At 68.5% G+C, this 15,186-nt stretch carries 14 protein-coding genes; 2 read left to right on the forward strand and 12 right to left on the reverse strand.

Annotated features, from left to right (window positions below):
* Positions 1-60: 60 nt before the first annotated feature.
* Positions 61-633 (forward strand): GNAT family N-acetyltransferase, encoded by a 573-nt coding sequence (locus ACYVG2_RS06820; RefSeq protein ID WP_460780278.1) that lies wholly within the window; start codon positions 61-63, stop codon positions 631-633.
* On the opposite strand, the gene ACYVG2_RS06825 is transcribed toward ACYVG2_RS06820, so the two are convergent.
* The 8 genes from ACYVG2_RS06825 to ACYVG2_RS06860 all read right to left on the reverse strand — a co-directional run bounded on the left by ACYVG2_RS06825 (position 630) and on the right by ACYVG2_RS06860 (position 10,073).
* Positions 630-3,158, reverse strand: a complete 2,529-nt coding sequence (locus ACYVG2_RS06825; protein ID WP_460780279.1) for a DEAD/DEAH box helicase — start codon at positions 3,156-3,158, stop codon at positions 630-632. The genes ACYVG2_RS06820 and ACYVG2_RS06825 overlap by 4 nt on opposite strands.
* Before the next feature lie 32 nt (positions 3,159-3,190).
* Positions 3,191-4,405 (reverse strand): MFS transporter, encoded by a 1,215-nt coding sequence (locus tag ACYVG2_RS06830; protein ID WP_460780280.1) that lies wholly within the window; start codon positions 4,403-4,405, stop codon positions 3,191-3,193.
* A gap of 53 nt (positions 4,406-4,458) precedes the next feature.
* Positions 4,459-5,169, reverse strand: a complete 711-nt coding sequence (gene deoD / locus ACYVG2_RS06835) for a purine-nucleoside phosphorylase (protein ID WP_460780281.1) — start codon at positions 5,167-5,169, stop codon at positions 4,459-4,461.
* A 15-nt stretch (positions 5,170-5,184) separates the two neighbouring features.
* Positions 5,185-5,856, reverse strand: a complete 672-nt coding sequence (locus ACYVG2_RS06840; protein WP_460780282.1) for a DNA alkylation repair protein — start codon at positions 5,854-5,856, stop codon at positions 5,185-5,187.
* Between the two features lie 124 nt (positions 5,857-5,980).
* Positions 5,981-7,015, reverse strand: a complete 1,035-nt coding sequence (locus tag ACYVG2_RS06845) for an FUSC family protein (RefSeq protein ID WP_460780283.1) — start codon at positions 7,013-7,015, stop codon at positions 5,981-5,983.
* A gap of 126 nt (positions 7,016-7,141) precedes the next feature.
* A complete protein-coding gene (locus tag ACYVG2_RS06850) occupies positions 7,142-7,951 on the reverse strand; it encodes an ABC transporter ATP-binding protein (RefSeq protein WP_460780284.1) in 810 nt (269 codons plus the stop codon).
* A gap of 2 nt (positions 7,952-7,953) precedes the next feature.
* Complete coding sequence (locus ACYVG2_RS06855; protein ID WP_460780285.1) at positions 7,954-9,018, reverse strand: FecCD family ABC transporter permease; 1,065 nt, start codon at positions 9,016-9,018, stop codon at positions 7,954-7,956.
* Complete coding sequence (locus ACYVG2_RS06860) at positions 9,015-10,073, reverse strand: iron chelate uptake ABC transporter family permease subunit (RefSeq protein ID WP_460780286.1); 1,059 nt, start codon at positions 10,071-10,073, stop codon at positions 9,015-9,017. Before ACYVG2_RS06860 ends, ACYVG2_RS06855 begins: the two co-directional genes overlap by 4 nt.
* A gap of 89 nt (positions 10,074-10,162) precedes the next feature.
* On the opposite strand from ACYVG2_RS06860, the gene ACYVG2_RS06865 reads away from it, so the two are divergent.
* Positions 10,163-11,161 (forward strand): iron-siderophore ABC transporter substrate-binding protein, encoded by a 999-nt coding sequence (locus tag ACYVG2_RS06865; RefSeq protein WP_460780287.1) that lies wholly within the window; start codon positions 10,163-10,165, stop codon positions 11,159-11,161.
* A gap of 4 nt (positions 11,162-11,165) precedes the next feature.
* On the opposite strand, the gene ACYVG2_RS06870 is transcribed toward ACYVG2_RS06865, so the two are convergent.
* Genes ACYVG2_RS06870 through ACYVG2_RS06885 form a run of 4 tightly spaced genes read right to left on the reverse strand, consistent with a single transcriptional unit; the run spans position 11,166 to position 15,107 of the window.
* The gene (locus ACYVG2_RS06870) at positions 11,166-11,972 is read right to left on the reverse strand and encodes an ABC transporter ATP-binding protein (protein WP_460780288.1); all 807 of its coding nucleotides are present in this window, start codon (positions 11,970-11,972) and stop codon (positions 11,166-11,168) included.
* Positions 11,969-13,000: a FecCD family ABC transporter permease gene (locus tag ACYVG2_RS06875; protein ID WP_460780757.1), complete on the reverse strand. Its 1,032-nt coding sequence runs from the start codon at positions 12,998-13,000 to the stop codon at positions 11,969-11,971. Before ACYVG2_RS06875 ends, ACYVG2_RS06870 begins: the two co-directional genes overlap by 4 nt.
* 35 nt (positions 13,001-13,035) lie before the next feature.
* The gene (locus ACYVG2_RS06880; protein ID WP_460780289.1) at positions 13,036-14,079 is read right to left on the reverse strand and encodes a FecCD family ABC transporter permease; all 1,044 of its coding nucleotides are present in this window, start codon (positions 14,077-14,079) and stop codon (positions 13,036-13,038) included.
* Positions 14,076-15,107: an iron-siderophore ABC transporter substrate-binding protein gene (locus ACYVG2_RS06885; protein ID WP_460780758.1), complete on the reverse strand. Its 1,032-nt coding sequence runs from the start codon at positions 15,105-15,107 to the stop codon at positions 14,076-14,078. Before ACYVG2_RS06885 ends, ACYVG2_RS06880 begins: the two co-directional genes overlap by 4 nt.
* Positions 15,108-15,186: the final 79 nt, after the last annotated feature.

The raw sequence follows: 15,186 nt of genomic DNA on the forward strand, positions 1-15,186 counted from the left end.
TATGGAGCCGATCGACGCTCGGGGGTTGCCCGATGACGCGAGGCGGGCGAGCATGGCGGGATGGACGATGCCCCGACATCAGTGGAGACGATCACGTGGCGACCGGTCGTCGAGGCCGACTTCCCGCTGCTCTCGGACTGGCTGTCGCGGCCGCACGTGCACCGGTACTGGCATCACGACTTCACTCCCGACGGTGTGGCTCGCGACTTCGGACCGGGCACCCGCGGCGACGAGGCCGGGGAGGATCTGCTCGTGTCGGTGGACGGGACTCCCGAAGCCCTCGTGCAGCGCTCACGGATAGAGGACTACGCGGAGGACTTCCGTGAGCTCAGCGCGATCGTCGATGTGCCGTCCGGCGCGGTCACGATCGACTACTTCGTCGCGGACTCCGCCCGGACGGGGCGCGGTCTGGGGACGGCGATCATCCGCGCGATCATCGCGGACACATGGTCGCGCTACCCCGACTGCCCGGCCGTCATCGTGCCGGTGGTGGCGGGGAACACGGCGTCGTGGCGTGCGCTCGAGAAATCCGGTTTCCGCCGCATCGGCGAAGGCGACATGGAGCCGGAGAATCCGCTCGATGCTCCACTCCACTTCGTCTCGCGGATCGATCGGCCGCGATCGAGCGCCTAGAGCCGGTCCACCGCGGTCACTGTCACGACCGCTTCGCCGGCTTCATCGGATGCTGCGAGATCGATCGTCGCGGAGATGCCCCAGTGGTGGTCACCGGAGGGGTCGTCGATGATCTGACGCGCGGTCCACTGCGCCTGGCCCTCGGTGAGGAGCAGCAGCTTCGAGCTTCGCGCATCAGGGCCGGTGAGGATGTCGTCGTGCTCGGCGAAGTAGGCGTCGAGGGCGTCGTTCCAGCCGGCTTCGCCGAAGGAGGAGTCGAGCGCCGCAAGGGCGTCGACGTCCTCGCGGGCGGCGAGCTGCACGCGGCGGAACAGCTCGTTGCGCACCAGGATGCGGAACGCGCGCACGTTGGAGGTCAGACGCTTCGGCGCCGGCGGCACGATCGGCTCGTCGTCATGGCGGGGAAGGTCGACCACTCCGTTGTCGGTGCCCGAGCGCAGCTCCTCCCACTCATCCAGGAGGCTCGAGTCGACCTGACGAACGAGCTCGCCGAGCCACTCGATCAGATCGCGCAGATCCTCGTTCTTGAGATCCTCCGGGATCGTCTGCGACGCGGCGCGGTACGCGTCCGAGAGATACCGCAGCACGACGCCCTCCGAGCGGGCGATCTTGTAGTACGCGACATATTCCCCGAACGACATGGCACGCTCGTACATGTCGCGGACGACGGCCTTCGGATGCAGTTCGAAGTCACGGATCCACGGCTGCGCAGCGCTGTACGTGTCGAAGGCCGCGCCGAGCAGCTCTTCGAGAGGCTTCGGATATGTGATCTGCTCGAGCAGCTCCATCCGCTCGTCGTACTCGATGCCTTCGCGCTTCATCTCCGCGACCGCGTCGCCTCGCGCGAGGAACTCCTGCTGGCTCAGCACCGCACGCGGATCGTCGAGTGTCGCCTCGACGATCGAGATCATGTCGAGGGCGAAGGTCGCGGCATCCGGATCCAACAGCTCGAATGCTGCCAGCGCGAACGGCGACAGCGGCTGGTTGAGTGCGAAGTTCGGCTGCAGATCGACCGTGAGACGGATCTCTCCGTCTGCGGTCTGCTCGACGATCCCCGATTCCCGCAGCGTCCGATAGATTCCCAGCGCCCGGATCGCCAGCATCCGCTGCCGCGCCCGAGGCTCGTGATTGTCGTATACCAGCGCGCGCATATTGCCGAACACGTCGCCGCCGCGCGCGATCACGTTGAGCATCATCGCGCTCGTGATCTGCATGTGCGAGGTCAGCGTCTCCGGCTCGGAGTCGATCAGCTTGCGGAACGACGGCTCGCCCCACGACACGAAACCGTCCGGCGCTTTCTTGCGGATGATCTTGCGCTTCTTCTTCGGGTCGTCACCGGCCTTTCGGATCAGCGCGGCGTTCTCGGTCTCGTGCTCGGGCGCCTGGGCGACCACCGTGCCGGCGGTGTCGAAGCCGGCGCGGCCCGCACGACCGGCGATCTGATGGAACTCGCGGGCGTTGAGCTGTCGCATGCGCGTGCCGTCGAACTTCGTCAGCGCCGTGAGCAGCACCGTGCGGATCGGCACGTTGATGCCGACGCCGAGCGTGTCGGTGCCGCATATCACGCGCAGCATGCCGCGCTGGGCCAGTTGCTCGACGAGCCGGCGATACTTCGGCAGCATGCCCGCGTGGTGCACGCCGATGCCGGCGCGCAGGAACTTGGACAGCGTCTTGCCGAACGCGGTCGTGAAGCGGAACTCTCCGATGAGCTCGGCGATCTGATCGCGCTGCTCGCGCGTGGCGATCTTCATGCTCGACAGCGCCTGCGCGCGCTCCATCGCGGCGGCCTGCGAGAAGTGCACGACGTAGATCGGCGCCTGGCCGGTCGTCAGCAGATCGTCGACGGTCTCGTGGATCGGCGTCAGTTCGTAGTAGAAGTGCAGCGGTACCGGCCGCTCGACGCCCGTGACCGTCGCCGTCTCGCGTCCTGTGCGGCGGGTCAGATCCTCGGCCAGCGCCGTCACATCGCCGAGCGTCGCCGACATCAGGATGAACTGCGCCTGCGGCAGAGTCAGCAGCGGCACCTGCCACGCCCAGCCGCGATCGGGGTCGGCGTAGAAGTGGAACTCGTCCATCACGACCTGGCCCACGTCGGCCGACGGGCCCTGGCGCAGCGCCAGGTTCGCGAGGATCTCGGCCGTGCAGCAGATGATCGGCGCGTCCGCGTTCACGGAGGAGTCGCCCGTGATCATGCCGACGTTCTCAGGGCCGAAGATGTCGACGAGCGCGAAGAACTTCTCGCTCACGAGGGCCTTGATCGGCGCGGTGTAGTAGCTGCGGCGGCCCTCGACGAGCGCCGCGAAATGCGCGCCGATGGCGACGAGGGACTTTCCGGTGCCGGTGGGAGTGGAGAGGATCAGATTCTGTCCGGAGACGATCTCGATGACGGCCTCGTCCTGCGCCGGGTACAGCTGAATGCCGGTGCCCTCAGCCCATTCGACGAATGCCAGGTAGACGGCATCCGGGTCGATCGCGCCCTCGGTGTCGCGCAGGGAGGTCGGATCGAGGCGCGCGGAAGAAGTCATGGTCCTTCGATCATCCCTCACTGCGGGCTGCATCAGCGCCTGGCGGGTGGTCGACTGCCGGCACGGCGACGCCGACCGACCAGGATGCGCACCAGCACGACGATCGCGACGATGAAGCAGAGCACCGAAGTCGTGGCCAGCGCGACACTGAAGTCGGTGCCTGCGGCGATGAAGCCCACCACCAGCGCGCCGATGCCGGTGCCGCAGTCGAAGCCGATGTTCCAGACGGCGCTCGCGACGTCGCGGTGGCGGGGCCCGACCGCCGCGAACGACTCGATCAGAGTGACGTTCTGCAGCGCGCCGTAGGCGATGCCGGTGAGCGCCATTCCGCCGACCAGCGCCGCGCCTCCTCCGCCGCGCATCGACCACACGCACAGTGCGAGCCCCGACGCCCCGATCAGGAGCAACGGTGGCTGGAACGCCAGATGCCCGAAACGATCGGCCGGCCCGCCGACGAGCCAGCGGGCGATCGCGGCGCACGCCGTGAGCGCGAACAGACCGGCGACCGCGTAGCCGCCCACCTCGGGGAACTGCGGCACGAAAGTGAGCAGCGCCCCACCAGGGGCGGTGATCGTGAGCAGGACCACGCTCGGGGCGGTGAGCGCGAGCCACACCCGTGCGCTCGTCCCGTGTGCGACATGATCGGCTGCCGGTGACTGCGACATCCGGTCGAGTCGTCGGGCGAGGAGGAAAGCGGGGACCGTCGCGATCAGCGGGGCCGCTCCGATGGCGAAGACGACCCAGAAGCCGATGTTCTCCGCGACCCACACCGATGTCGGCACGAGGAAGATCTGCGGGGCGGCGATCGACAGACCGTAGAGGCCGATCGCGCGGCCGCGGCGGGCGGGATCGACCAGCATCGCCACCGCGGACGATCCGCACACGGTGATCACCGCGAAGCCGGCACCGCGTGCGGCGGAGATCGTGAGGATCGCAGGCAGAGCATCAGTGAGGAGCAGCAGCAGCGACGGTGCACCGAGCAGCGCCACACCGGCCACGAGAGTCGGGGTCCATCCGAAGCGTCGCAGTGCTGCCGGTACGGTCGTCTGCACCGCGACGGTCGCGGCCATCATCACGGCGTTGACGAGGCCGCCCCCGACTTCGTCCGCGCCGCCGCGCACGGCCCACAGCGGCACCGTCGACACGAGTGCGCCGAAGCCGGCGAAGCCCAGCGCCGACATCGACATCAGTGCGATGATCCCGGGGGTCCGGATCACACTGCCGGGTGTCGACGTCGTGCCTGTCATATCCGATTCAGCCTACCGAGCGTCGCGTTCGACGATCGGGCGGATGCCGCGGATCAGGCCGTCGCCGCGCGCAGCGAGATCTCGATCATGTCGCCGAAGGTCTGCTCGCGCTCCTGCGCGGTGGTCTCCTCGCCGGTCACGATGTGATCGGAGACGGTGCAGATGCTCAGCGCCCGACGTCCGTGGAACGCCGCCAGCGTGTACAGCCCGCTGGTCTCCATCTCGACGCCCAGTGCACCGTGGGCGACGAACGGCTCGGTCAGCTCGGGCCGCGTGCTGTAGAACTGGTCGCTCGAGAACAGCAGCCCGACGTGCACGGCGGCATCCAGCGACATGGTCTCACTCGCCTCGACCGCCGCGCGCAGCAGCGAGAAGTCGGCGACCGGGGCGTAGTCGAGTCCGTTGAACCGCACGCGGTTGATGCCGGAATCCGTGCAGGCGCCGTTCGCGATGATGATGTCGCGCACGGCGAGCCGCTCCGTCAGCGCTCCGCACGAGCCGACCCGCACGATCGTCTGCACGTCATAGTCCTTGAACAGCTCGGTCGCATAGATCGCCATGGACGGCTGGCCCATGCCCGACCCCTGCACCGAGACTCGGTGCCCGTTCCAGGTGCCGGTGAACCCCAGCATCCCGCGCGTCTCCGAATAGAGCTGCGCATCCGTGAGGAAGGTTTCGGCGATCCACTTGGCGCGCAGCGGATCGCCGGGGAACAGGACGATGGGGGCGATCTGACCGGGCTCGGCGGCGATGTGCGTGCTCATGCACTCAGCCTAGAGTCAGCCCTCGCGGCGTCTGACGATCTCGTTGATCCAGATCGGCGCGAACGGCGAGGTGCACCCGGGCGCGGTCGGGTAGTCGGCGAGAACCTGCAGCCGGTCACCGATCTCCAGCGCGCGGGCGCGCAGGTGCGGATGATGGATGCCGATCTGCGCGAGCGTCTCGTTCATCGACCACTGCGGCCGTGCCGGCGCATCCTTCATGCCGCGCTCGATGCGGTCGAGCAGATCCTCGAGGTCGACGCCTTCGGGGTTCTTCGCGACGCGTTCGCTGGTCAGTGACCACGCGGCGGCGGCGACCGTCGGATCGCTGTCGTCGAACCACCGCTGACGCATCTGCTCGGCGAGCGGCGACTTCTTGGCTATGTAGTTCACGAACCAGTCGTTGACCTTCGGCGGATGCGTCTCACGCAGCATCGCGTCGAGCTCGTCCGCTGTGAAGGCGCGCGGCGTGCAGATCAGCATCGCGAGCAGGCGCGGCGCGGTCTCGCCGGTCGACCACAGCTCTTTCGCCAGAGGATGGTTCGTCTTGATCTGCTTCGCGAGCCCCCGCATCTTCGACAGGTTGATGCCGTGGTCGTCGCCGCGCTTCTCGTTCGCGGCTCGCATCTTCGGATCCTCGAGCGCCGCGAGCTCGCTGAGCACCTCGGGGACGGTCATCGTGTCGGCCATGATTCCAGCGTACGACCGGCGCCCCGGTGACAGATGTCAGTCCAGAACACAGATGTCAGCACAGATCGGCCGGTTTCGGCTGACATCCGTGAAATCCACTGACGGGTGTACCCGCGTCGACGCGTCAGTCCTCGCCGACGAGCTCGTCGCGGATGCGCCGCAGATCCTCCATGAGCGATCCGATCAGGATCCAGTGACCGGATGCCGGTGGCTTCACCCGCAGCGGAGCGGTCAGCGCCGGGATCGCCGAGGTCTCCGATGACGGTTCGGGTGCGACGTCGGCGACCTGCACGGCAAGGCGCACATCGTGGCCCGCCCGGCGAAGCTGCTCGGCGATCGCATGCACCGTCGGTTCGTCGGCAAGAGTGTCGTCGTAGTGGTCGAAGTACGCTCGCGTCATCCCGATCACCTGCGTGACGATCGGGGAGAGCCTGTCCAGAAGCGCGCGCATCTCGGCGAGGTCGCCGCGCTGCGAACGGCGAGGATTGAGCGTGAGCGATTCCTCGCCCGCGGTGATGGATGCTTCGGCGGCATCGCGCATCGGGCGCAGCAGTCGCGCCTCCACCATCAATCCCTGAAGCTGAGCGGGCGTCTGCGCAGTCGGCAGCGCCGAGGCCAGCCGGTCGAGACTCGCGGCGATCTCCGTGCCCAGCAGGCCGAGATCCCGCCGTGCCGGCTCGGTGAGCACAGGGGGCACGATCAGCGCGTTGACGATGATGCCGATCGCGACGCCGATCAGCGTCTCGATGATGCGGTCCAGGGCGTACTGGGGGCTGGATGAACCCAGCGCGAGCACCAGCATGGCCGAGATCGCGACCTGATTCCCCATCCCCGGTGTCGCACGGAACACCCATGCCACCAGCATCGCGACCACGATCGCGAGCAGGACCACCCAGCTCTGCGGTCCCAGCAGCAGGCTGAGTCCCGTGGCGATCACGACGCCGACGATCACCCCGGCGCTGCGCTCTATCGCCTTCGTGAACGACTGGTTCACGCTCGGCAGCACCACGAGCAGTGCGGCGATCGCCGCGAACACCGGCAGCGGTCCTGGCACCAGCCAGCCGGCGATCAGCCAGGCGCCGATCGTCGCCACCGCCGACTTCACGACCTGCAGCAAGGGTGCGCGCTTCGCGCTGCGCACCGCCGACGTCATCCGCATGACCCCACGTTAGCGCTGGTGCCGGTGGGCATCGACGCCCCCTTCGGGCGCCGACGCCCCCTCCGGTCTGCGTGGTTCAGAGGGGGCGTCGACGCCGAGCGGGGGCGTCGACGTCAGGCAACACGTTCACACGCGCGCGGTCCGCACCGCTCTCGATTCGGGAACGACCATGGGCGTGCCCGTCGCCGGATCCTCGATGACCCGGCACTCCAGACCGAACACCTCGCGCACGAGCGTCGACGTCACGATCTCCTTCGGTGCGCCCTCGGCGATGACCCTCCCGTCCCGCATCGCCACGAGGTGGGTGGCGTACCTGGACGCGTGGTTGAGGTCGTGCAGGACCGCGACGAGGGTGTTCCCCGCCGAGTGCAGATCTGCGAACAGGTCGAGGAGCTCGATCTGGTGGGCGATGTCCAGGAACGTTGTCGGCTCATCGAGGAGCAGGATCGGCGTCTGCTGCGCCAGCGCCATCGCCGCCCAGACACGCTGCCGCTGACCGCCGGAGAGCTCGTCCACCTGTCGGGCCCGCAGATCGACGATGTTCGTCGCGAGCATCGCGGCCTCGACGGCATCCTGATCCTGGTCGGTCCACTGCCGGATGAGTCCCTGGTGCGGATATCGGCCACGTCCGACGAGGTCGACGACCGTGATGCCCTCCGGGGAGATCGAGCTCTGCGGAAGCAGCCCGATGATGCGCGCGGCCTCCTTCGCCCGGTACGACGAGATCGCCTTGCCGTCCAGCACGACCTCTCCTCTGCTCGGGAGCAGCAGACGCGACAGAGCGCGCAGCAGGGTGGACTTCCCGCATGCGTTCGGCCCGACGATCACGGTGAACGACTGATCCGGGATGCTGATGGACAGTTGTTCCGAGACGACCCGACGATCGTAGGCCAGGGTGAGATCGTCGGCGTGGAGGCGAGTATCCGGTGCGGTCATGTCTACAGTTGCCTTCGTGCTTCGTTGACGAGCAGTGCGATGAGATAGATGCCGCCGATCACGACCGTGACGATGCCGACGGGAGCCGACCCGGGGACGACATGCTGGCCGATGACGTCGGCGGCGAGCAGGAGGAACGCCCCGACGATCGCCGATCCTGCCACCGGGATTCCGGCGCTGGCGCTCAACCTGCGGGCGATCTGAGGCGCGGCGAGGGCGATGAAGGCGATCGGACCGGAGGCCGCGGTGACGATCGCGATGAGGGCGACGCCGACCACCATGACCAGCAGGCGCACGGGTTCGGGGCGCACTCCGTGAGCGTGCGCCGCGTCGTCGCCGAGCTCGAGCTGTCGCAGCGGTCGGACGACGATCATGGTGCCGACGGCGAGCAGCAGGAGGGGGATCGCGGTGACCGCGATCTGATCCCAGCCGACGAGCGAGAGCGAACCGGCGCCCCAGATGGCAGCGCTCATCGCGACCTCGGTCTGCGCTCGGAGGAGGAGGAAGGTGTTCACGCTGCTGAGCAGAGCGGTGACGGCGATTCCGACGATGATGAGGCGGAATCCCTGCACTCCGTTGCGCCATGCCAGCACGTAGACGACGGCGGCGGTCGCGAGTCCGCCTGCCAGGGCGCCCGCTGAGACGGCGATGAATCCGCCGCCCGCGATCGTGATCACGAGGATCGCTCCCGTGTACGCGCCGGTGGAGAACCCGATGATGTCTGGAGAGCCGAGCGGGTTCCGCGTCAGTGTCTGGAAGAGCGCGCCCGAGGCTCCGAGCGCCGCACCGAAGACGATGGCCGCCACGATCCGGGGAAGACGCCATTCTCCGACGATCCTGCTCGCGAACCCCTGGTCGCTGAACAGCGCCGCGATCACCTCGGGCACGGTGAGCGGGTAATCCCCGAGGGTCAGGGCGGTCACGGCGACGACGATGATGGCCGACGACGCGATCGTGCCGACGAGGAGACCCCGCCGCGGGATCGGTATGCGTCCGCCGGGAACCGGCAGCGCGAGATGGCCGTCCGGCACGCGCCTGCGGCGCGGCGTGCGAGTGCTGACCGTCACAGCGCGCTCGCCCTCTGCGTGCGGACGAGGAGGATCAGCACCGGCGCTCCGAGGAACGCCGTCACGATGCCCACCGGTATCTCACCGGGGCGCAGCAGGATGCGGCCGAGGACGTCGGCGGCGACCAGCAGGATGGGTGCGAGCAGCATCGAGTAGGCGATGATCCACCGCTGATCCGGACCGACGATCCACCGGGCGAGATGCGGGATCATGAGCCCGACGAACACGATCGGACCGGCCATGGCGGTGGCGGTTCCGCACAGCAGCGTGACCGCGACGATCGCCAGGATCCGAGTGCTCGGCACGCTCGATCCGAGAGCGCGGGCGAGATCGTCTCCGAGCGCGACCGCATTGAGGGAGCGTCCCAGCAGCAGGGCGAGCACGAGACCGACGGCGAGATACGGCGCTGTCCCAGCGACGACTTCCCATCCCCGATCGGCGATCGCGCCCGACTCCCACGCTCGCATCGCGTTGAAGCCCTTCGGATCGGCGAGCACCATGGCGGAGGTGATGCCGGCCAGCACGGCGCCGATCGCGACCCCGGCCAGGGTTATGCGCGCGGGGCTGATCGATGCTCGTCCCGCCGACCCGATGAGGTACACCACGATCGTCGTGACCAGGGCGCCGCCGAACGCGAACCACAGGTACGCGGGTGGGGACGTGATCCCGAACACTCCGACGGCGATCGCGACCGCGAATGCGGAGCCGGCGTTCACGCCGAGGATGCCGGGATCGGCGAGCGGATTGCGTGTCACCGCCTGGATCAGCGCTCCGGCGACTCCGAGCCCTGCGCCCACCAGCAGTCCGAGGACGGTGCGGGGAATGCGCAGCCCGAGCACCGTCTCGGCGTCGCGATCGGCTGAGAAGCCGATCAGCGTCTCCCAGACGACCCGCAGCGGCACGTCGCGAGCCCCGATCATCAGACTGAGCATGGTGACGGTGACGAGCAGGATCGCGATGACCAGCAATCCCAGGAGGCGTCGTCCGCGCGGCGGTCGCTCGGCTGCGGATGCACCGCCTGCGGAGCTCGCGCGTGCGATCGACGGTGGGGTCACTCATCCAGCTTAGGCTAACCTAAGCTGGATGAAGAATGGGGTGGGCAGACGGCCCACGACCCGGAGATGAGCCTGAAAGGCAGCAACGGATGAACTCGAGGCACAAGTTCGCGGCGGTCGTCGCCCTTCTGGCAGTGACGCTGACGGGATGTGCGAGCTCCGCCGGCGCGGACAAGGAGGAGCCGACCGGCGAGACCTCGACGACAGGATCGTTCCCGCAGACCGTGGAGACCGCTTTCGGAGACATCACGATCGAGAGCGCGCCGCAGCGAGTCGTCGCCCTCGGGTGGGGCGACGCCGAGACGGCGCTCGCATTCGGCGTCCAGCCCGTCGGGGCGTCGGACTGGCTGGCCTTCGGCGGCGACGGCGTCGGACCGTGGGCGGAGGGCCTCTACGACACCTCCCCGGAGATCATCGACACGCTCGAACCGTCCTACGAGGCCATCGCGGCGCTCGAGCCCGACCTCATCCTCGACGTGCGCGGCAGCGGTGACCAGGATCGCTACGACCGCCTGGCCGAGATCGCGACGACCGTCAGCGTTCCGGAGGGCGGCGAAAGCTACCTGACGACCCAGCAGCAGCAGGTGGAGATGATCTCGACCGCTCTCGGCGTGCCGGAAGAGGGCGAAGCGCTGCTGGACGAGATCGAGACCGCCTACACGGAGGCCGCCGAGGCGCATCCGGAATGGCAGGGCAAGACGGTGACGGCCGCCACGAGGACCAGCGAGGGCTGGGGCGCGTACATCGAAGGGAGCAACCGGGTCGAGACCATGGAGCGCTTCGGCTTCGTGCAGAACCCGACGATCCAGGAGATCCCGGTCAACTCGGGGGGCTTCTCGGTCTCGATCTCCAGCGAGGAACTGGACGCGATGGAGGCAGACCTGATCGTCGCCTTCCCGATCTACATCGAGACCACCGAGATCACCGACGACCCGCAGTGGCGCAAGCTCAGCGCCGTGGAGGAGAACCGCGCCATCGTCATCGACGGCGACATCTCGGCTGCGTACTCGCTCGGGTCCCCTCAGGCGGCGCTCTACACCGTCGAGAACCTGACCCCGCTGCTCGAAGAGGCCGTCCCGGCCCCGTGAGGCTCTACGGCTGCCGCATGTGATGCCGCCCGATCGGCAGCATCAGCGGCTTGCCGGAGGTCGGATCGACGATCACCTGACTCTCGATGCCGAACACGGACTGCACCATCGTCGGCGTCAGCACGCTCGTCGGATCGCCTGCCGAATGCACGCGTCCGCCGTTGAGCGCGATGAGGTGATCCGCGTAACGGGCGGCGAGGTTCAGATCGTGCAGCACCATGACGATCGTCGTTCCGCGACGCCGGTTCAGATCGGTGAGCAGATCCAGCACCTCGACCTGATGACTCACGTCGAGGAAGGTCGTCGGCTCGTCCAGCAGCAGCAGATCGGTGTGCTGCGCGAGTGCCATCGCGATCCACACGCGCTGGCGCTGCCCTCCGGAGAGCTCGTCCACAGCGCGGTCCGCGAGCGCGACGGTGTCGGTCGCCAGCAGCGCCTCGGCCACGGCCTCGTCGTCCTCGCGGGTCCAGCGCGTGAAGATGCCCTGATGCGGATGCCGTCCGCGTCCGACCAGGTCGGCGACGGTGATGCCCTCCGGAGCGATCGGCGACTGCGGCAGCAGGCCGAGCGTGCGTGCGAGCTGCTTCGCCGGCATCCGGTGCACCGACGCGCCGTCGAGGACGACCTGGCCCGTGCGCGGAGCCAGCAGCCGTGACATCGAGCGCAGCAGGGTGGACTTGCCGCACGCGTTCGGGCCGACGATCGTGGTGATCTTCCCTGGCGGAACGGACAGATCGAGCTCCTCGATCACGCTCCGATCGCCGTATCCCAGAGTGAGCTGTTCGGCGACGAGTGTGTGCGATGCGGTCATAGCGACCCTCCCGCGCGGTTGGTGCGGATGATGAGATACACGAGGTACGGGGCGCCGAGTATGCCGGTGACGATGCCGACGGGGTAGCGCATCCCGACGAGGTTCTGTCCGACGAAGTCGGCGACGAGCACGAGCAGTGCGCCCACGAGCGCCGAGGGGATGAGCATCGATCCGTGCGGGCCGACGATCCGAGCGGCGATCGGCCCGGACAGGAAGGCCACGAAGGCGATCGGCCCGGTGGCGGCCGTGGCGAAGGCGATCAGTCCGACCGCGGCGATCACGACGATGAGTCTGGTGCGGTCGACGCGCACGCCGAGAGCGGAGGCCGTGTCCTCACCGAGGCGCATCGCGTCGAGATCGCGCGACCGGCTGAGCAGCAGCGCACCGAGGACGATGAGCGCGGCGAGTGTGGGCAGCACCTGGTTCCAGGTGCTGCCGTTGAGGCTTCCGGTCAGCCAGCGCAGCGCCTCCTGCAGCTCCCACTGACCGGCGCGCGAGAGCACGTACTGCGTGAGGGCGTCGAGCATCGCCGCGATGCCGATGCCGATCAGGATGAGCCGGGTGCCCGCCGAACCCGAACTGGTCGACAGCAGGTAGATGACGACCGTCACGACCAGTCCTGCGACGATCGCGAAGACGGAGACCATCGTCCCGCTCAGGCCGAGGACGATGATGGCGAAGGCCGCCGCGGCACTGGCCCCGGCACTGATGCCGATGATGTCGGGACTCGCGAGCGGATTGCGCAGCATGGTCTGGAAGGTGACGCCGGCGACGCCGAAGCTGAGCCCGACGATCACCGCCAGCACGGCACGCGGCAGACGGAGGCGACCGACGGTGAACGTCGCGCCGTCGACGTCCTGCCCGAGGATCACGCCGATGACGTCGCCGAGCGGATAGAAGGTGTTGCCGACCATGAGCGAGACGGCGAACATCAGCACGATGAGGGTGGTGAGCACCACGATCACGCCACGGCGCCGACGGTGGCGGCGACCGCGGCCGCGTGCGATCGCGGTCGCGACGTCGTCCATGCTCGTGGCGGGCGAGTGCGTCGATGTCTGAACGGTCACAGCGCACGCACCTTCTGGCGGCGGACGATGGCGATGAAGACCGGGGCGCCGACGACGGCCGTGATGATGCCGACGTCGATCTCGCCCGGGCGGGCCACGATCCGCCCGAGGATGTCGGCCGCCACGACGAGGCACGCTCCGCTGAGCGCCGAGAAGGGCAGTAACCAGCGGTGGTCGACGCCCACGAGCAGACGGCAGGCGTGCGGGATCATGAGTCCGACGAACGCGATCGGACCCGCGATGGCGGTCGCAGCCCCGCACAGGAGAACGGCGCCGAGCGCGGAGGACGCGCGCACGACGGCGACGCGCTCGCCGAGACCGGCCGCGAGGTCGTCTCCGAGTGCGAGGGAATTGAGACCTCGGGCGGAGAGCAGCGTGATGGCGGCGCCGACCACGAGGAAGGGGAGCATCTGCTGGATCGACGTCCAGGAGGCGCCGCCGACGCCGCCGACGAGCCAGGAGCGCACGACACCGGAGATGTCGCCACGGGGCAGGTAGACGGCGGTGACGAAGGATGCGAGCGCGGCGGAGGTGGCGGCGCCTGCGAGAGCGAGTTTGAGGGGCGTGGCTCCACCGCGACCGAGCGAGCCCACCGTGTAGACGAAGACGGCGGCTGCGCCGGCGCCGATGATCGCCACCCAGAGGTAGCCGTCGGCGGAGGAGAGCCCGAACCAGGCGATGCCGGTGACGATGGCCAGTGAGGCGCCCATGTTGACGCCGAGGATGCCGGGATCGGCGAGCGGGTTGCGGGTCACGCCCTGCATGACCGCGCCCGACAGTGCCAGAGCGGCTCCGACGAGCACGGCGAGCATGGTGCGCGGGGCGCGTTTGACCACCGCGGCCTCGCTGATGCTGTCGGTCGAGCCGGAGAGGCCGGCGACGATGTCCGCCCAGGTGACGTCGCGCGACCCGATCGCGACGGATGCCGCGAAGAGCAGGATCAGCACGATGACGACCGCGATCAGCCAGAGCAGGCGAACGCGCTGTGGGCGTCGCACGACGGCGACGCCCACAGCGCTCTGGTCTTCCAGGTGCGTCACTTCACCTTGTCTGCGGCATCCGCGAGGAGCGCGAGGTAGTCGTCGAGCACCCACGAGATCGCCAGCGGCGTCGGGTTGGCGGCGGTCCCCAGCGAACCTGCACCGTCCAGCGACACGATCGCCCCGTTCTTGACCGCCGGCATCTGAGACAGGAGCGGATCGGCCTCGAGCACGTCCACCAGTTCCTGGTCGCCGTACGTCACGATCACCTCGACATCATCGAAGACATCCACCTGCTCGGCGCTGATCTTGCCGGAGAACTCGCCACTCGCGGATCCCTCCTCCACTGCCGCGGGCGTTCCGAGTCCGAGGTCTTCGAAGAACGCGGCGCGGGTGTCGTTCGCGGTGTAGAAGTTCACGGTGCTCAGGTCAGCGGGGTCGACGTGCGTGAGGAACATGGTGGACTTCCCCTCGAGCTGCGGGTACTCGGCGAGTGAGTCCGTGATCTCCTGCTCGATGTCGGCGATGAGCTCTTCGCCCTCGGCGCCCATGCCCATGCCCAGTGCGTTGTACTCGATGACGTCCTGCCACGAGGTCGCCCATGGGCCCTCGGGGTACGCGACGACGGGCGCGATCTCGCTCAGCGTGTCGTAGTCCTCCTGCGTCAGGCCGGAGTATGACGCGAGGATGACATCGGGGTCGGTGTCCGCGACGGCCTCGAAGTCGATGCCGTCGGTCTCGTCGAACAGCACGGGGGTGTCGGCGCCCAGTTCGTCGAGCTTCTCCTTGACCCAGGGCAGCAGTCCGTCGCCGTCGTCATCGCCGAAGTTCGCCGCAGCCATGCCGACCGGCACGACGCCGAGTGCGAGGGGAACCTCGTGGTTGGCCCACTGGACCGTGGCCACGCGCTCGGGCTTCTCGTCGAGCGTGGTCGTGCCGAGAGCGTGCTCGATCGTGATCGGATAGTCGCCCGAGGACTGTGCGGTGCCGTCGGTCTCCGATTCCGGCGTGCCGCCGCATGCGGAGAGGACGAGGGCCGCGGAGGCCGCGATGGCTGCGACGGCCGCATACCGGGAGCGAGTGCGCAAGGTGAACTCCAGTTCGATCGAGGGGGAGCCAGGGATGCCGCGGATGAGCCGCGCACGGATGTCCCCACGCAGCACTGAC

Source organism: Microbacterium shaanxiense (assembly GCF_054779995.1).